We start from the raw sequence: 19506 nt of genomic DNA, 5'->3' as shown, positions 1-19506 counted from the left end.
ATAAAGATAAATTACCCAGTACATATTTACCATGTTACTATAATAGAATTTAAAAGTTAAATGTTTTTTTAAAATTTATACTTTTTGGAGACGGACGCAGGGACAGGTACCTCGTCCTTCCTTTTTGCAAGATACATTGGAGATGGTTGCATTATATTTATATTAAGCACATATATTGATTTTGGTAGAAAATCAAAAACCAATTTATCTAAATAACTTATAGGATTAAATAATCAACCCTTATACCGGACAAGGTCCTGTCCCTCTGTCCTTCGCTAAATTTTTGTAAAAATTGCCATAAGTTGTGTTATTATACTCATGATTTATGTATAATTAGTCCTTGAGAAGGAGGTAAAATTAACCATTAATATATTTATACTTCTAAAAAGGTTAGGAAAATTATCATGGAGGGGAAAGAATGAATTTTTGTAAAGAATGTGGGTCACCGTTGCAGGAGAAAGCTTTATTCTGCAAGGAATGCGGGCAACCTGTAAACGAGTCTACCAAGATTGAACCAGCAGTTTCGAAGCAGGATAGTGCTCCAGTGGTTCCTAAACAACCGATGTCCAAAAAAACTAAAATGATGTGGATATCGATCGGGGCAGCTTTTGTATTACTATTTGGAGTACATGTACTTATTAATTCATTATTATCTAAAGAACGTTTAATTGATGGATTTCATACTGCACTTATTGATCAAAATGCCGAGGATATTGCAGAATATTTAACATCCAGTGATAAAGAACTGAAGATAGACGAAAAATCTGTAGCTGGATTGCTTAGATACTTTAAAGAAAATCCTGATGTCACGAATAAGGTTGTTACAGGGCTGAACGAACAATCACAATTAATGGATCAGCCAAACTTTGCCTTAGCAATTGATTCGGGAAGTTATAATCTTGTGCAATTACAAAAGGATGGGAAATTTTTATTCTATGACCGTTATAAACTTGCAGTAGATCCTGTGTATCTTACAATAGAAACAAATTATAAGGATACCACCCTTTTCGTTGACGATAAGGAAATTGCTACAACTGATACGGCAGGTTTTTCTCAAACATTCGGACCGTTCCTTCCTGGTCACCATAATGTCAAGGCGGAACTGAAGGCTGACTTTGTAGATTTGGAACGGCAAGAAGAAATCTTACTAATGCCTGAATATGGTACGGAAACCATTGGACTATATTTAGAAGCTGATGAAGTAACGGTAGATATGCCTGCACCTGAAAGCAGTGAAGTTGCTAAATTATATATTAATGGTAACGATGTTGGAATTAATCCTTTGGAAACCCCCACTTTTGGCCCTGTTCTAACTGACGGATCGATGACATTATCCGTAGAAATTGAGCTACCATGGGGAACAATGAAAACGGAAGAACAGCCGATTGAACGTGACTATGTGGATGTAAACCTGATGAATGATGAGCTGCAGACGACTTTAATGGATACTGTACATAAGTACAATCAGGAGTGGAGTAAAGCTCTTACTTCCGTTGATACAGGCAATTTAACTTCAGCCACTAAAGCAATGCAGGAAAATATCTTGGAAGATGCAACATATAACATGGAGAATGAACAAGTCTTGGAAATGGAATTTCAGGGATCAGCCTTTGATCTGGATTCCATCTATTTATCTAATGTTGAAGGTATTTGGACAGCTGGAATGGATGTGGATATAACGGGAAACTTCACAAGTTATGACATTGAATATCCCGAATATGCTGAAGATAATACCGAGTGGTCCTATAATTATGAATTGCAATATGATGAAGATTCAGCTGTATGGCTCGTTAGCAAACAAGAAAACGGCTGGGGCATTGGAGAAGAAAATGTCAAAGAATATACCGTAGAAGAACCAGTAATACATAAGTCCGTTTGGGTTGATGGAGAAGCAGCCAGTAGTGCGGCCACGAATGCGGAAGATGTTGATGCTGGAGAGTTCGTGAAAGATTTCCGGGATGCATATGAGAAAGCGCTGAATTCAAAGGATTTTAGTTTGATAGAAAATTATTTGGAACCAGGAAGTCACGCATATAATGATTTAAATGAATATGTTGGAGATCTTAAAGATACTGCCTATCATTATGAATTTACATCAAACGAGGTTAAAGGTACCGAAAAAATTGATGATAGTACAATAGAAGTAATCACAAAGGAATTATTCGTTTTTACTAACCATCTGGATGAACAAATAGATTATGACCGTGAAAAGACATACACACTGAATGTAACTGAAGAAGGTTATAAGATTTCTAGTATTGATTATGTGGAAACAAATAGAGATTAAGAGGAGCGTATGAAAATGAGTATATGTGTCAATTGTAGTCATGAACAAATATCCGGTAAATTTTGCGAATCATGCGGAACAGCAATGGTCTTGGATGGCAATGGAGGAACAGCAGCAGTTGCCCCATCTCACCAGGAAACAGCTGCAACAGCTGCAATGAATACGGCAACCCAGCAAGCAAATAATGAAGTTAAAGTTGTTTTACAGAATTTTGGAACTTACTTTATTGGTTTATTGAAAAATCCTTCAATAGCATTGGTATCTAGAGAGAATCTGTTTGTAAACGGACTAATTAACATTGCTTTATATGTGGTTGCCATCGCACTTGGTTTATATTTTTTGATTAACTCATTTGCAAAATCTGCAATGGGGTTCGGGAGTATGTTAGGTAGTGAAATGAATTTTAATGTACCTTTCTTCGCCATTGTTTTTCGAGTCTTTTTCATTACTTTACTATTCCTTGCGATTTCGTGGGTCAGTACCCTTGCTATAAGTAAATTAGGAAAGAGTACTGTTACGAGCAAAGAACTTGTTGCACAATTTGGCGGGCTGTTAACGCCATTTATCGTCATAAATATATTGGGACTATTATCAGCCTTAGCTGGATCTATTCAAATTACACTGACTCTCATGTTACTTTCATTAGTCTATGTAACTATCATTATTCCAGCAGTTATGGTTCTAGAGAAAACAAGAAACACTTCGGATCAAAAAGTATACCTGGCCCTAGGGTCCTCAGCCCTCGCCATGTTTATTTCTTATATAATTATAAAGGGTTATATTATGGGGATCATTGAAAACATCCAACAAATGGCCGACTTCTTAATTTAGGTTGCGAAGCATGGGGACGGTTCTCCTGCTTCCTTTTCCTTCCCTGCTGTTGAAACTTTGCCAGGGGGAAGGACACGCGGACAAAGGGACAGTACCTCTCCCTTTGTCCTTTTGCTTACGACATATTATGACAAAATTCGGGAAGTGACAGGCACCATGCAAAAAAAAGTCCGTATCAAATATGAAACGGACCTTTTTTCCAGGAATAAAGATAGAAGTTAATTTCCTTCTTTCACCTGGCCTTGTTTTTGTAGTTGTTTTTCGTGCGCTTTTTCTAGCGGCTTGATTCGCCTTCTTCCACTTCCTTGGACGGTTTTTTCGTGGAAATAGGCTGATCTTTCTTAAGTACCAGTCCAGGCTGATTGTTTCTAATTTCAAAGGTTGCCCTCGTATGGATAGGGGTTCCAGGCTGGGTCACATAAGGAACGACACGGTAATCTGCTGTCCATTTTTCAGGTGTTACCGTACAACGGACTTACCCACGGAAATCATTGAAAAATTGGATGTGTGGATTGAGTTCCAGAATCGCATCGGTATCTTGGCGTTTTTCAATCACTTCCGTCCCCACCTGAGGTAATGGACGTTCCAACGAATTCAGAACCTAGTGTTTCCCCCTATCGAACAAGGTACGCTATTACCCATCCTATGCATTCACACTTTCAGGTTCTAAATCTGATTTTTTCGCTCTTGCTTCATCTTTCTCTTCTATTTCCTCATCACCACCAGTTAACAGCTCTTCTTCAGTTTTAATCGGGTAGTTTTTAAATATAAATGAGCAAACCAATCCAACTGTTACTCCTATAACGGCAACAATAACGCCGACTAGGAGCACTTGTATAGGTGGATTCCAAGCAAACGTAGATGCAAGCCCTGGAACAACCGCAGCTGTACCTGGAGAGTCATTTACCAAGCCTGATATAGCTACTACAACACCTGCTATTCCCCCATAAATAAAGTTTGTAACGTATACTGGGATTGGGTTGGCTGAAATAACATGAGCTTTTGTTAAAGCTTCAATCGCAACTGAAATAGTTTCTTGTGGTGTTGTTAATCCCATTCTACGGAAGAATGTGTAATTCAAGAACCCGGAACCGAAAATGGCCATTGCAGCGATAGCCATTGGTTGACCTGTAAGACCCATAATCGCAGTTAAAGCCATTGAACTAAGCGGAGCTGTAGAAGTAACAGTCAATACCCCACCTAAGATAATTCCCATTACAATAGCTGATTGAGCTTGCGCACTTTCCAGGATACTTCCTACATTCAACAGTATTCCGTCAACTGGTGGAGCAATCATAGCGGCAATGAAATAAGTTAATGGTGTTGCAATAAAAATAATAGCTAGTAAATTGATTCCATTAGGGATTCTATCTTGGAACCATCTTACAAGGAATGAGGCAAAATATCCGGCAATGAAACCGGGTAAAATACCCATACCAGCCAGCGGAAGCGATATCATTAATGCATAGCCTGGTTGAACTTTTAATGCCATAGCAACCAGCGCACCTGCTGCAATACCGGATAAACTTCCTGCTAAATCACCAATTTCCTGAAAGACAGCAATTCCCAACATATCCCCTAAAACAGAACCGATTAAAGCCTCAATTAAGAAACTAGCTACCGCAGCAGCTGCCAAAGCACTCATAGCTTTAGATCCATACGGTGCCTTAAACGTAAATAAAGAGAACAACGCTAAAACGACTAAAAGAGAAATCGTACCTATCAATACATCCATCAAATCTTCCTCCTACAATTAAATGACTTTTTGTGTAAATTCAATTTATCAAAGAAAAGAAAACCCTTTTCAAAAAAGTGAAATTAAATGATAATTTTTGTTTTTATCATATTTAACCATTAGTTTGGTATTGTATAAATGCTTCTTTACTTTGTCAAACAAGATAAAATCATTAACTAATCTCTACCTTTATAGCTTGTTCCATGTAACATCTCCTCTTATTAACTGTTCAATTGAATGTACTATAACTCTCCAGTGATGGTAATTTTAACACAACAAAAAGGACAGAGAAAAAAACATGTATCCTGTGTTTTTCTCTGCCCTTCTCTGTCCTTTTACCTGAGAGTTTAGCCCAATAGGGCCCTTCCCCTTCGGTGACGTATTCACACGTTCTCTCCAGAGTTGTGTCCAGCTGCAGTTTTTTCTACCTGAGAGATTCACCCCAAGGGTCTTCTTTGGAGTTTGCTCCGTCGGCGACTGATCATATATGCTTTCCTGCAACCTTCATCCACTATTAAGATAATCCCAATGACCATTAAGCCAAAAGGGAAACGCTTTCAAAATATCATTTCAAATAATAGTAACGGTTTAAATAGTAAAAATGTATTCTGTAATACTAACTTACAAATATTCAGATGAATTATAATTATATAAGTGATAATAAAGCTTTCACAATGTTAATACTTACAATTTTTTCGCTAAAATAATTTTTCCCAGAAGAATATACTGCGAAAAATAGGGTTGTCTTTTGACTGAGGAGTTTCATCTTCTATTAGTTAAACAGATTGGATAAAATTTACAATTTAATCGGTTTAAGCGTTCCTTTAAATGATTGCGACACTCATTATTTTCTGTAATTTTAATCTTAACAGAATTCACAGATTATATCCACAAAAATATAAATTCATTTTGACAACAGCCAACCGTAATTTCATTGGTGCACTTTAGCACAATGGGGACCAACGGCATTGGCCTTGTTTCAATGAGCGGTACATATATTCATGATTTAACGAAAGATTATAAAGGAATAACTCTAGAAATTGGGCAATTGAAAATTATCGATTCAATGCATTTAAAGCTCCCTCCAGAGCTTTGTGACTGGACATTTGCCACAAAAGGATGGAACGTGGTAAAAATGCATACCCGTCTCGTGGTCGTTTTAGAAGATATATCCTACCTAGACATTATTGTGCCTTCCCAGGTAACGTAGGTGATGTGGAAACACCTTATTTTGAAAAAGATGATGCAATGAATCTATTGGATTGTTGCTATCCATCAGTGAAATATCTGATGACATGGCAGAAACAAGAAATCTCCTTTGTCGTCCGAATTACAAAGAATATTAGAGCTGTACCTATCGAAACTTACAAGACCAAGCACTCAGCTATTCTTAGAGATGAAAAGTAAAATATAGCTATGCGAAGGAACCGATTCGTCTAGTAGAATTTAAAGATGAACAGAGACTTTATCGATTAATGACAACAAGATGGGATTTATCTAGAAGAAATTATGGATCTCCGATATTGATGAATGATTGAAACCTTTTGGACAAATGTTCCTTGCCTTAGCCGCATATGGTATGACATTGATACTACAATTACAGACAAAATCAAAAAAGAAACTTCGGCCATTTTTAAGGTTAATGAGAATGTTTATGTACAAATCATTTGACGAATTCATGGAAGAATTACATCAAAAAAAGTAAAACATCACGAGGACAACAGAAAGCACCTATACCAAGGGAGAAGGAAACAGATGCTCCACCTTTTCAGATGGAGCATCTGTTTCAATATGGAAGATATATCGGACTTAATAGAATCCAGCTCGTACGCCTCCCTTTCCTAAAAGTCCATCCATATTAATATCCCCTTCTAATTCAACCCAGAATTTTTTTAATCTATCTTAAATTTCTTTTCGTATGTTCTTGCGACAATTGATTGACATCCACCTAATGAGGATAGAAGAAGTTCAACGGGATTCATTCCTGTTCCACTCAAATTTTGCGTAATGGGGGTATACCACAGATCCAGACTAGATCTTAGATTGGCATGTATTTCCACATTGCTCGTTGAAATTTTTACTGAATATTCTTGTTCTTCTGAATACTATCCAAGATGCTTCATTACTAACATTATTTTTGAACTCATTACAACGAATTTCATGAACTAGTCTCATTGAAAATTTGATATAGCCTAATAAACAAGTTCCTTATCTCTTCTATTAGGAACAGTACTGTGAACAGAAATTTAACAATTATAAATCTCACAAACATCAATTATCTACTCTTATATACGTAGCTTCACTATCCTTAATTGCGATAGCCCACTAGTCTCTTATTCAAGTCCATGGTTTTTCCATAAACCTCTTTATAAATAGCAAATAGTTCTTTATATTTCTCCACATTTTCAGAAATTGGCTGATAGACCTTATCTTCTTTCAAAAATTCATCCGCACATTCCTTCAATGAATTAAACCACCCACAACCATAAGCTGCCAACATGGCGGCACCCATTCCAGGACCTTGTTCACTTTGAAGTTTTATAATATTCGCATTAAAAATATCCGCCTGCATTTGCAGCCATGATTCATTTTTTGCTCCTCCACCAATAGATACAATGGTATCAATGCTCTTGCCATTTTCACGGAATATATCTACTGATTCATTTAAGGAGAAAGTAATCCCCTCCAGTACCGCACGAGCAAAGTGTTTTCTTTCATGAGAAGAATCCATTCCAATAAAGCTTCCGCGAATAGTTGCATTCACATGTGGGGTTCTTTCACCAACAATATATGGAGTGAAGATTATTCCATTTGAACCTACTGGGACGGAATCCACATCAACTAGTAGTTCATCAAAACTGATTTCTTTTGCAAAGGTATCCTTAAACCATGACAAACTATAACCTGCAGCAAGAGTTACTCCCATTGTATAAAAAACATCTGGTGCAGCATGGTTAAAATAATGGACTTTTCCCTCAAAGACTTTTTCCCCATCTGCTTCGTAAGACAAAACTACACCGGAAGTACCTATACTTGCTAAGGCTTTTCCATCTTCCAAAATACCTGAACCAATTGCACCACATGCGTTATCTGCCCCACCAGCAAAAACACGAGTTAAAGTACTTAAGCCAGTAGCTTCGGCAATCTCTTCAGTAACGGTTCCTACCTCCTTATGGGAGCCAACTAATGGCGGACAAATTTCTGGATTAAGATCCAGTAGTTCACATATTTCCTTACTCCAAGCTTTTTCTGTAATATCTAATAATAGTGTACCTGCCGCATCCGAGTATTCCATATGCAACTTACCTGTCAGCTTATAACGCACATAATCTTTTGGTAATACAAATGATTGCACTTTATTGAAAATATCGGGTTCATTATTTTTAACCCATAGAATCTTTGGCAAGGTAAATCCTTCTAAAGCCAGGTTCTTGGTAATATCAAGCAAATGATTTTTACCAACCCGCTCATAAATTTCTTCACATTCTTCGGTTGTGCGAGTATCATTCCATAAAATAGCATTTCTCAAAACTTCCTGATTTTCATCCAACAGAACCAATCCATGCATCTGTCCCGAAAAGCTTATTCCTTCAATATTATTTGGATTTCCTTCAAAATCTTTTATCAATTCGGAGATAGCGGTAATAGTCTGTTCCACCCAATCATTTGGAGCTTGTTCATTGTACCCTGTTTTTTCCTGGATCAAAGGATAAGACTTAGAAATTTCTTTAACTACTTCACCATGTTGATTAATCAGCAAAACTTTAACAGCACTTGTCCCAAGGTCCACTCCAATTACGTATTTCATCATAATTCCACTCCTGTATCCGTCATAAAATGAAACAAAACACATACAGCAGATACCCTGCTGTATGTGAATTGTTATGCTAGGCACAAATCTATCTCTATTCTTCAGTAAATGTAGTTAACAGATATTGATTTATGGCAGCTTTGATTCTTTCAAGTTTACCAGACTCATTCTTGATTTCTGTTAAGCCAAGTGCGTATTCTTCAAGTTTATGGAAGTCTGTATTTCCTTGTACAATTTCAAGACCGATTCCATTTTTAAAGCTCTTATAGCGGTCTTCTACCACACCATCAAGTACATTATCATCAATTAAACGCTGTGCTACTTTAAGTCCAACTGCGAAACTGTCCATACCGGCAATATGTGCATGGAATAAATCTTCTGGTGTGAAAGATTCACGACGGACTTTCGCATCAAAATTTAAGCCACCACTGCCGAGTCCGCCATTTTTCAAAATTTCATACATTGCTAATGTAGTTGAATATAAATCTGTCGGAAATTCATCCGTATCCCATCCGAGTAAAGGATGTCCCTGGTTAGCATCAACGGAACCTAGCATACCATTAATACGTGCGTAATGAAGCTCATGTTCAAATGTATGACCCGCTAATGTTGCATGGTTTGCTTCAATATTGAATTTGAATACACCCTGCAGATCATAATTTTGAAGGAACGCAAATCCACTTGCTACATCAAAGTCATATTGATGAGATGTTGGCTCTTTTGGTTTTGGCTCAATTAAAAATTGTGCATTAAAACCAATTTCATTTGCATAGTCTTTAGCCATATGGAAGAAACGTCCAAGATTATCCATTTCCAATTTCATATCTGTGTTTAATAACGTTTCATACCCTTCACGTCCGCCCCAGAACACATAGTTTTCAGCGCCCAGTTCTTTTCCAACTTCCAAACCTTTTTTTACTTTTGCAGCTGCATATGCAAATACATCCGCATTATTGGAAGATCCCGCACCATGTACAAATCGTGGATGGCTAAAGTTATTTACAGTATTCCATAGTAATTTCGTTTTACTGTCTTTCATGTAATCTTTGATCATCGCAACAATCGTATCCAGATTTTCGTTAGATTCTTTTAAGGTATCTCCTTCTGGAGCAATGTCTACATCATGAAAGCAGAAGTATGGAACATTAAGTTTTTCGAAGAATTCAAATGCCGCTTCAACCCGAGCTTTTGCACGGTCCATCCCATGGTATTTATCCCATGGGCGAATAGCTGTGCCTGTACCAAATGGGTCGGACAAATCTTCTGTGAATGTATGCCAATATGCGACACCGAAACGCAGGATTTCCTCCATGGTCTTGCCACCGACTTTTTCTTCTGGGTTATAGAATTTAAAAGCTAATGGATTTGAAGATTTTGATCCTTCATAGTTGATTTTATTAACGTTGCTAAAGTAACTCATTATGATTCTCCTTCAATTAATTTATCTGAACGCAACCTGTCTCAAGTAGTGTAAAAAGTAATATTCTCATTAATATTTTGACGCTCAATTTTTATTTCATCACCAGCCGAATGAACAATTACAGTTCCCTTACTGTCATTTTGTTCAGGGCTTACAAAATCACAAGAATATTTATCTTCCTCACCAAATAAGCGAAGCTCAATCTTTTCCCAATTAATATCTTTAGTGGTTAAAGCTTTTTTAGCATGGGGAATTACGGAACCTTCTTTAACTAATATAATTACAGGCAATTTATCAGCAGTTATTTCATACCACCGGTTTCCCTCATATCTATCGTTTGTTTGATAGTCAATATAAACTCCCTTTGGAACATAAACTTTTCTCGAATTCCCTTTTTCCATTAAAGGAGCAACCATGATATCTGATCCAAAGAAATATTGGTTCTCTATTAGCCAATTAGTAGGATCATCAGGTTCTTCAAAGAAAAGTGTTCTAATCATCGGCCAGCCATTTTGAGAAGAGACATGAGCTTGAGAATATATATACGGCATCATAGTATATCTTAATTCGGAAAAACTTCTGAATAAATCCGTAAATTCTTCATCATATTCCCACGGTTCTTTTGGGGGTTCCCCGTGCATTCTGCTATGGGAACTTAACATTCCAAATCCTAACCAACGGGAATAAAGATCCTTCGGGCTCTTTTGAGTAAATCCTCCAATATCATGACTCCAGAAAGAAAACCCACATAATCCCAGAGAAAGTCCAGCTCTTAGACTTGATGCCATAGCATTGTCAGTGATTTCTGCATCTCCGCCCCAATGAAGTGGGTATCGCTGACTTCCTGCCCATGCGCTTCTAGCCCAGATTATATTTTCACCAGTTATTTTTTTGGTTATATCATGTACTGCTTTGTTGTACCTCAGAGGATACATATTGTGCTCGTACAAACCACTTTCGCCATTAGAATATACACCATCGAATGGTGCAGCCTCACCAAAATCCACCTTAATTGCACTTACTCCTATATCAAGTAAATCTGCAATTTTTTTCTGATACCATTCCACAGCTTCGGGATTAGAAAAGTCAAGAATAGCATCCTCTGTAGGCAAACCACCGTGTACACTTTGCACTGCATATCCTCTTTCAACAATCTCAGGGTAAAGCTCATTTTCCGGAGTGAAATATGGTATCTGCCATAAAGATACTTTTAAACCTTGGGCATTCAGGTCTTTTATCATTTGCTCAGGATCTTCAAATCTTGTTTCTGAAAATTTATAGTTGCATTTCCAATCCTCTTCAAACCAGCCTGTATCAATATGAATTACATCTGCTGGAATTTCATATTTTTTAAGTTTTGCTGCAACATCCCTTACTTCTTCTTCTGAAAAATAAGATATTCTACTCATCCAGTTCCCAAAACTCCATAGCGGCGGCATAGGTGATTTCCCAGTAATTTCTGTATACTCATTCAAAATCTTCTTTGGCTCACCTATAAACATGAAAAAGTCAAATTCCTCGTCACCGGAATATATAACATTATTACTGTCATACGTGTCACCAAAATCGAAAGTCAATGGTGCAGATGTATGTACAAACATCCCATAGCCGTTACTACTCATGAAAAAAGGTACAGGTTTATACATTCCTTTGCTGAGAGCACCCATAGCATCCTTTGTAAATAAATTTACTGTTTGCCCTCTTTTATTTAACCTCGTAAAAGATTCACCTGTTCCATAAATATTCTCGCCTGGTGATAAAGTAAAGCTTGCTGCCAGAATATTTCTTCTGTTTCCTGCACTGTTTATAAAAGAAAAAGGAATTGGTGTATCATTTTTCAATGAAGTTGTATCAACTATATTTTGCGTTGATGTTAAAACCTTTCCCTCTCTATCTTGTAAAGTAATTCTCCAAGGATTGAAATTTATAATTAGCTTCCCTGCCACACTCTCATATTGAACTCCACCCTCAAATGACTTAACTTCCCAACCACATTCTTCTGGTTGCTTTGCATTCAATTTTTCAATCATTAATGATTTTTTGTTTTTTAATTCATTTTCTCTTGTAGATATACGAACCCTGAATGTATAGGGTGTGTAAAATTCTATTTTAAAGGAAGCCTCAGGTTCTGTTACATAAGCTTTCGGGAAAATCCATTGTTTTTCTTCTCTTGCAAACGGAAATTCAACTTGATTAAAAGAGAACCTTTTCTTTCTTCTATATGACTCCCATTTTATATTTCCTGTTAAATTTTCAGCAGAAAAGTCTGTAACATTTGATGCCATATAATAGGAATTCTCTGTATTTATAAATTCCCCGGAATAATCAATTTCCTGATTTAAATGGTTCATTTGAACAATAACCTCCTTATTTGACTGAGCCAGCTGCCAGCCCCTTCACTAAATACTTTTGTAAAGCGACAAACAAAATTATTACAGGTATTACTGCAATGGTTCCAAATGCCATAAGATAATTATATTCTGTTCCGTAACGTCCAATAGCGTTATATATTCCCGCTGTTAAAGGCCATAATTCTTGGTCTCTGATAAACGTTAAACTGGAGATTAGATCTCCCCAGGCAAATAAAAATGATATTGCCGCACAAACTAATATACCTGGCATTACAACCGGGATCATAACTCTGATAAAGGCAGTAAATCTATTACAGCCATCTAATAATGCCGCTTCTTCCAGTGCTTTAGGAGCACTTAGGAAATAAGGTCGTAATAATAAAATAGAGAATGCAATCCCCCCTGTTGAGGTTGCAAGAATAGGTGCAATATAAGTATTAAGAATCCCTAAATTCTTGAACAGGATGAACAAGGGTGCCAGACTTACTGTAGTTGGCATCATTTGTGTAATTAAAAAGAATAATAATATTAATTTCGCCCCTTTAACCCTGAATCTCGCAAGGGCATATGCTGCTGGAATTGAAACAATGATTACAATTATCATAGAAGAAATCGCAATAATAAAACTGTTCAAAGTCATCTGCCCTAGTCCTGAACCAAACTGGTCTATATAACTATTGAACTGAAAATCTTTTGGTATCAAAGTAGGAACAGCCTGGAAAATTTCACTTTGGGACTTAAAAGAAGTAATAATCATCCAATATATAGGTGATAGATAAATTATTACGATTATCAACCCGATAATATTTAGTAGCCACCCGTTATGTTTAATACTTTTCCTGATCATTCTATCACCTCATCATCTCTGGTCATTTTAATATAGAAGAATGCAATGACTAAAAGTATTAGGAAAAGAACATTGGCTACTGATGCTCCTAAACCAAAATTAAAATGGTCAAATGAATATCTGTACGACAGAGTTGATAGTACTTCTGTAGAGTTGGCAGGTCCCCCATTTGTCATCACGAATACTAAATCAAAAACTTTGAACGTATAAATCATCCCGAGCATCAACACAATTAATAAAACTGGTCTCAACATAGGAAGAGTAATTTTTACAAATCGTTGGAACCAATTTGCCCCATCAATTTGTGCACTTTCAAATACCTCTTTTAGAAGACTATTAATTCCTGTTGCGATTAGCAGCATATTAAAAGGTATTCCTATCCACACATTTGTGAGGATCAAGCCCCAAAGTGCATAATTTGTATCACTGAGCCATGCAATTGGTTCACTGAGGATTCCTAATTCCATTGGAAGATAATTCAGTACCCCTACACTGGGACTTAGCATAAATTGGAATAATAATGCCGCCACTGTTAAAGGCACTAACCAGGTTACCATCATCAAGCCCCTAAGATATGAAGCAAGTTTAAAATTCAGACTAAAGAACAGTGCAAGCGCGAACCCTATTACAAATTGAAGGATTATACTAGCCACCGAATAGTAAACTGTTTGCCACAATGCTTTCATAAATAATTCATCACTAAATATCTGCTTATAATGATCCAGCCCAATAAAGGACTTCGCACCACTACCTAGGTTCATCAGCGTAACGTCCTGAAAACTTAAAATGATATTATAAACTATTGGATATCCAACTAAGGTAGCCATAACGGCTACTGCAGGTAAAATAAACAAATAACCAATAGTGTTTCCTTTGAATCTCATTGTTGTAGACCTCCTTGCAAACTTAAAAATAGTTTTGTTTTAAATCTGCAGTGTCAATATTTATTGATTACAAGACAGTAACCTATTTTTTTATTATCAGAGGTACATGTCGCTTATTTCACTAATTAATTAAAACCTAATTTATTTTTCGAGAAGATCAGTGACCTGATTAGCTGCTTCTTCTGCTGCCTTTTCAGGTGTAAGCGACCCAGTAAGTGCATTTTGAACACTATTTTGAATGGTTTCAGCTATTTTATTCCATTCAGGATGCGGTCCGCGAGGCTGAGCCTTTTCTACTGCTTCTAAAAATACACTTAAATGTGCATCCTTTTCCCAGTGATCATTTGATTCAGCAACATCGGTTCTTGATGGGAATTGTCCGCTTTCAACAGTAAATTTTTCCATTTGTTCAGCTTCGGTCATCCATTTCACAAATTCCCAAGCTGCATCTTCACTATCTCCTTTAGGAACAGCGAAGTTCTCCCCGCCTAGAACAGAGGCAAATTTCTCATCTTTAGGCAACAGGGCAATACCAAAATTCAAATCTGGGCTCTGTTCCTCTAAACTGCTTATTTGCCAGGGGCCATTAACCATCATTGCTGCGTTTCCTGCGGAGAATTGATTTAATACATCGCCCTGACCCCAGTTCAACATCTCACTATTCATTGAACCGTCTTCTATCAACCCTGCTAAAAATTCAAAAGCCTCTGCTGCTTCTGGACTATCTAACTTGTCATAATTTGCTCCCGTTGACAAAAGAAAAGGTAAGAAGTGGAATAGTCCTTCAGGGCCACTGGTACCTGCCATAGCAAAACCGAAAGTAGATCCCTGCGTTAGTTTTGTTGATTCTTCTTTTAATTCCTCCCAGGTTTCAGGAGGATTATCAATTCCATTTTCTTTAAAAATGTCTTTATTATAAAACATAGCTAAAGCATTACTGTAAAAAGGAACGCCAAAATTTTTACCTTCATAAACAGTAGAATCCCATGGACCTTCAAGGAAATTTTCTTTTTCTCCCCACTCGTCGATTTCATCTGTAAGATCAGCCAAAACTCCCATCGACGCATAACGGGCATGATCCGGATTATCCAGAATCAAGATATCAGGAAGACTATCTCCTGCCACGGCTGTAGATAATTGCTGATGGTAATCACCATGCGGAATATACTCATGCTTCACATTTTTCCCATCATGGGATTCATTATAATCATCTATCATCTCTTCCAGTAATTCTCCATCCGGGTTAGTAGGTGAAATATATGACCAGAAGATAAGTTCTTCATTACTGGCACCTCCATTTTCATTGGAGCCACATGCAGAAAGCGCTATCAAAGACAGCAAAAAAAAGATACTTAAGATTTTTTTCATTTTTTTTCCTCCTTTTCTAATTATCAATATATTAGCATAAAAACTTAGTTCAGACAATACACAAACTAAGTTTGTTTTAAAAAAATATTTAGGTTATTATTAATATATATCACTTTTAATTGGGGCTGATAACATGTCTGTAACAGGGGATGCAATGTATATTAAAAAAATGAATAAAGCCTTGGTATTAAATACCATACGTAATAACACGCCTATTTCACGAGCAAAAGTTTCAAAAATAACTGGTTTAAATAAGGGGACTGTTTCTAATTTGGTATCTGAGTTAATCCATAATGATTTAGTTTATGAAACAGGTACAGGAAAATCCAGTGGTGGACGCCGCCCTATCATGCTAATGTTTAATGAGCGATGTGGATATGCAATTGGTATTGACATTGGGGTGAATTATATATTTGGCTTACTGACTGATCTTTCCGGTAAAATTATTACAAAAAAAGAAATATCTTTAAGTGTTACCGACTACCAATCCGTTAAAGAAAACATTTATACAGTGATTGACTTCTTAATCAACCAAACACCTTCCTCTACCTATAATATTATTGGAATTGGTGTCAGTGTTCCAGCCATCGTAAGCAACGAAGGTTTTGTGTTATTTGCCCCAAACTTAAACTGGACAAACATTAATTTGAAACATGATCTTCAACAAAAATATTCACTGAACGTTACTGTAGAGAACGAAGCAAACGCTGGAGCTTATGGCGAACTTAAATTCGGAAACAAGAATCATGTAGAAACTATGATATTTATCAGTGCAGGTATGGGAATAGGAAGCGGCATTATAATTAATGATACTCTTTATAAAGGTATCAACGGATTTTCAGGCGAGGTAGGACACGTGAGTATAGAAAACAATGGGATCGTCTGTACGTGTGGGAAAAAAGGCTGTTGGGAACTTTATGCATCTGAAAAAGCTATTTTAAATAAGACCAAAGAAGTATATCAAAAAGAAATCTCCTTTTTAGAATTAGTCGAAAAAGCGAAGAAGCAAGATCAAAAAGCAATTCACATTTTTAATGAAATTGGCAAACAGCTTGGTATTGGGATATCCAATGTAATCAATATTTTTAATCCTGATAGTGTAGTTATCGGAAATAGGATCGCTTCCAGCAAAACTTGGATTGAAGATTCACTAAAGGAAACTATAAAATCAAGAACATTGCCATTCCACCAAAAAGAAGTCGAGATACGAATTTCCAATTTAGGTCCATACAGCATTCCACTGGGGGTTTCTTATATAATGATTGAGGATTTTCTAAAAAAGTAAAAATAATTATTGACGTAGCGGGGGTCTGTGAGCTTACCCCTCTCAAGTAGACATGAAAATTATGGAGGGCATGCAGCTGTTATTGCCCTACTAAATTCTTGTGGTGTCATCCCATTAAGTTTCTTTTGTCTTCGTTTCGTATTATAAAATTTAATATATTTATCTATTACTTTATGAATTTCAGCTTTCGTTTGTAATTTCATCACTCTCATAGATTCTTCTTTAAGCTTTCCAAAGAAGCTCTCTATTAAGGCAATATCCCAACAGTTTGCTTTTCTAGACATACTCTTGATCATTTGATATTCTTCTAACTGATTAGTGTATTTGTGAGATGTATATTGATGACCTTTATCACTATGTATTAGGGTGTTTTTACATCTCTCTTTTTTTTGAGTTTCTTTAATGTATCAATAACCACCTTATTATCATTCACTTCACTTATTTGATAAGCTACTGCCTCTTTTGTACACACATCTAGAATCGTAGAAAGATATAATCTCGTACGATTTCCAGTTAAATAGGTGATATCTGTAACATATTTATCATCTGGCTTATCAGCGGTGAAATTGCGTTGTAATACGTTCTCTGCAACTTGTTCTTCGTACTTAAACTTCCTTTTCTTTTTAAAGATTTTTGCTTGTATGAATAATTCGTTCTTTAATCAACACGTTTGTGATTCACAGCTTTATTGTACCTCGCATTCAATTCCATAGTTAGCCGTGGGCAACCATAAATATGATTGACCTCTTTGTCGATCGATATGTGTATTTGCTTTAACTCCTCATCTTCCAACTCTTTTGGTGTTAATGGCCGTGTTTGACGTTTTCTCCACTTATAAAAGCTACTTCGGTTTAAATCCGTAACTATACATAAATGTGTGACTGGGTACTTAGACGACAATTCCTGTATAATTTCATAATTAATCTGTTGATTTATTTGCATTCCTCCTTCCGTAACGCTACCAACTTTTTTAAATAAGCATTCTCAGCGCCTCCAGAAAAGCAATGCGCTCTTGCGCATCTTTGGGATTATCCCAGTTCTCTATAGATAAGATGGAAGTGGGCTTCTGTACTTTCTTTTTAGACGAACCTTAGACTCTGGTTTCTTAGGTAGAAATGCTTGCTCACCTTCTTCCTCCTTCGTTTTTAACCCATAGTCGAACGGATTCATCTGAAGAAACATTAAATTCTCTAGCAACACTCAAATACCCCAAACTTGGATGATCAAAGTAATATTTTACAACTTCTCTTTAAACTCTTTTGTATATCTTTTACCGCTCATTTTGTATACTCCCCTAACACTCCCGCATATCTGGTGTCTACTATAAGGGGATAATATCACAGGCACCCGCATTTGAAACTTTCAAAAAAAGATTTACAAGTTAGTCACATTACACTTCGATGCTCTATAGGAAACTTTCACCCAAGATACTACCACCAGCCGTTCTTCTCCTTCGCATACAAATAGCTAGCTATACTGTTTAGCCTTGTTTGAGGTAGCATTTCTTCCGTATTTATTTTTGCATAAGCGTTTTCTAATACATCGAGTATACTTTTATCATATACACCCAAAAAGCCCCATCTTAGCACATCATAGTAATATGGGTTTTCCTCTGAAGGATAATATGCTTTTTCTTCTACTCCTCTTTGATGAATATGCTTTCTCATTTGTAATGGCGAGCTTTCATCGTCTATTATTTTATAGACATTGTTAGCGATCTTCTCAAAGTCTTCTTTTTTAAATACAGAATATCCCACTTCATCATGAAGTAAGAAAATTCCATATACAGTAAGCGCAGCATGACTTATATCTTCCCAGGGTTTTTGAATATTTTGCTCTTCCCAATAACTCCAGTAATATGAATCAAACTCTTCATCATATTTAAATAAAGAATCCTTAAAGTAATTTAGACTTTTCTCAATTCGTTCACCGTAAATATTTCCATCAGTTAACTTATCATACAGACCTGCAGATGCTAGATAAACGCTGATTCTATTTGGTATTGCTATTTTATCTGCTTCTGATACATAATCCTCACCATAAGGGTGTCCTAGATAAAAGCCTTCTGTAGCAGAAAAGTCCACCCACATATTATCCTGATTATGGACAGCAAGCGCCTCACCTGATGCTGCTAAGAAGCGAACAGCTTCTTCTTTATATTGGATAAGGTTATTTGTATAAACTGTGTCAACAAACCTTAGAATAGGTAGCGTGATCATCCCTGTATGGACTGGGTATGTATAGTTAAATTCACCAGAAGTATAGTGTTCCCGATCAGACCAGGCTGGAAGAGATAGACCTTCACCAGTGAAACTTTCTATTCCAAGTTTTTCATCTGTTTTTGATAGGATAAAGTCTATCTGTTGTGTAAGTATATCTAAATATTTTTCATTTTCTGTAACTCTGTACATATCCACTAACGAGTTCGCAACATAGCTCCAACCCCAAGCATAATAAGATGCATTGTAATTTGAATTTTGTTTAGGAAATTGATCAATCGACCATAGTTGCTCATCATATAAATCATTATATAATTCTTCTGTTATAATTTTGGAATCTTGTTGTAATAATAAGTAAAACAACAACCATAAAGAGGCAGAAAGTAAAATTAAGATTTTTTTCATATTATTTTATCCTTTATGTTAGAAGGTATACAAGCAATATTAATTTCATGGAATTACAGTAAT

Annotated in this window: 15 protein-coding genes, 1 pseudogene and 1 riboswitch; of the genes and pseudogenes, 4 read left to right on the top strand and 12 right to left on the bottom strand. The window is 36.3% G+C overall.

Features of this window, described 5'->3' with window-relative positions; translation table 11 throughout:
• Positions 1-418 precede the first annotated feature (418 nt).
• Complete coding sequence (locus tag A4245_RS14355; protein WP_067729104.1) at positions 419-2287, top strand: zinc ribbon domain-containing protein; 1869 nt, start codon at positions 419-421, stop codon at positions 2285-2287.
• 15 nt (positions 2288-2302) lie between these two features.
• Entirely contained in the window at positions 2303-3118 is an 816-nt protein-coding gene (locus A4245_RS14350) for a hypothetical protein (protein WP_067729102.1), read from the top strand.
• Between the two features lie 218 nt (positions 3119-3336).
• On the opposite strand, the pseudogene A4245_RS20660 reads toward A4245_RS14350, so the two are convergent.
• Positions 3337-3720 (bottom strand): annotated as a pseudogene (locus tag A4245_RS20660) (alkaline phosphatase D family protein); the annotation flags it as partial.
• 41 nt (positions 3721-3761) lie between these two features.
• Positions 3762-4853, bottom strand: a complete 1092-nt coding sequence (locus tag A4245_RS14340) for a PTS sugar transporter subunit IIC (protein WP_067729099.1) — start codon at positions 4851-4853, stop codon at positions 3762-3764.
• A 317-nt stretch (positions 4854-5170) separates the two neighbouring features.
• Positions 5171-5263: riboswitch (glycine riboswitch) on the bottom strand.
• Positions 5264-5805: 542 nt separating this feature from the next.
• On the opposite strand from A4245_RS14340, the gene A4245_RS14335 reads away from it, so the two are divergent.
• A complete protein-coding gene (locus A4245_RS14335) occupies positions 5806-6063 on the top strand; it encodes a hypothetical protein (RefSeq protein ID WP_067729098.1) in 258 nt (85 codons plus the stop codon).
• Positions 6064-7161: 1098 nt separating this feature from the next.
• On the opposite strand, the gene xylB is transcribed toward A4245_RS14335, so the two are convergent.
• The 6 genes from xylB to A4245_RS14305 all read right to left on the bottom strand — a co-directional run bounded on the left by xylB (position 7162) and on the right by A4245_RS14305 (position 15534).
• Positions 7162-8661: a xylulokinase gene (gene xylB / locus A4245_RS14330; RefSeq protein ID WP_067729164.1), complete on the bottom strand. Its 1500-nt coding sequence runs from the start codon at positions 8659-8661 to the stop codon at positions 7162-7164.
• Positions 8662-8758: 97 nt separating this feature from the next.
• Positions 8759-10084, bottom strand: coding sequence for a xylose isomerase (gene xylA, locus A4245_RS14325; protein WP_067729096.1), 1326 nt, complete (start codon positions 10082-10084; stop codon positions 8759-8761).
• Positions 10085-10125: 41 nt separating this feature from the next.
• Entirely contained in the window at positions 10126-12435 is a 2310-nt protein-coding gene (locus tag A4245_RS14320) for a glycoside hydrolase family 31 protein (protein WP_067729094.1), read from the bottom strand.
• A gap of 16 nt (positions 12436-12451) precedes the next feature.
• A complete protein-coding gene (locus A4245_RS14315) occupies positions 12452-13282 on the bottom strand; it encodes a carbohydrate ABC transporter permease (protein WP_067729092.1) in 831 nt (276 codons plus the stop codon).
• Entirely contained in the window at positions 13279-14166 is an 888-nt protein-coding gene (locus A4245_RS14310) for a carbohydrate ABC transporter permease (protein WP_067729090.1), read from the bottom strand. The genes A4245_RS14315 and A4245_RS14310 overlap by 4 nt, the downstream gene beginning before the upstream one ends.
• A gap of 141 nt (positions 14167-14307) precedes the next feature.
• Positions 14308-15534 carry an ABC transporter substrate-binding protein gene (locus A4245_RS14305; protein WP_067729089.1) on the bottom strand — a complete coding sequence of 409 codons (1227 nt, stop codon included), beginning with the start codon at positions 15532-15534 and terminating at the stop codon, positions 14308-14310.
• A gap of 133 nt (positions 15535-15667) precedes the next feature.
• Between A4245_RS14305 and A4245_RS14300 the strand changes: the two genes are divergently transcribed.
• Positions 15668-16819: an ROK family protein gene (locus A4245_RS14300; RefSeq protein ID WP_067729087.1), complete on the top strand. Its 1152-nt coding sequence runs from the start codon at positions 15668-15670 to the stop codon at positions 16817-16819.
• 59 nt (positions 16820-16878) lie between these two features.
• Here A4245_RS14300 and A4245_RS14295 read toward each other — a convergent pair whose 3' ends face one another.
• From A4245_RS14295 to A4245_RS14285, 4 genes are all read right to left on the bottom strand, one after another.
• On the bottom strand, positions 16879-17115 hold the full coding sequence (locus A4245_RS14295; RefSeq protein WP_067729085.1) for an IS3 family transposase: 237 nt from the start codon (positions 17113-17115) through the stop codon (positions 16879-16881).
• Positions 17116-17180: 65 nt separating this feature from the next.
• Positions 17181-17450 carry a DDE-type integrase/transposase/recombinase gene (locus tag A4245_RS20970; RefSeq protein ID WP_407668389.1) on the bottom strand — a complete coding sequence of 90 codons (270 nt, stop codon included), beginning with the start codon at positions 17448-17450 and terminating at the stop codon, positions 17181-17183.
• A 26-nt stretch (positions 17451-17476) separates the two neighbouring features.
• Entirely contained in the window at positions 17477-17761 is a 285-nt protein-coding gene (locus tag A4245_RS20965) for an IS3 family transposase (protein ID WP_067729080.1), read from the bottom strand.
• A gap of 488 nt (positions 17762-18249) precedes the next feature.
• Positions 18250-19443 carry a hypothetical protein gene (locus A4245_RS14285; RefSeq protein WP_067729079.1) on the bottom strand — a complete coding sequence of 398 codons (1194 nt, stop codon included), beginning with the start codon at positions 19441-19443 and terminating at the stop codon, positions 18250-18252.
• Between the last annotated feature and the right edge of the window lie 63 nt (positions 19444-19506).

The organism is Oceanobacillus damuensis, from assembly GCF_001618145.1.
Lineage (GTDB): Bacteria > Bacillota > Bacilli > Bacillales > Amphibacillaceae > Oceanobacillus > Oceanobacillus damuensis.
Note: the sequence above shows the minus strand (reverse complement) of the source record. Positions and strands in the feature narration are given on the sequence as shown.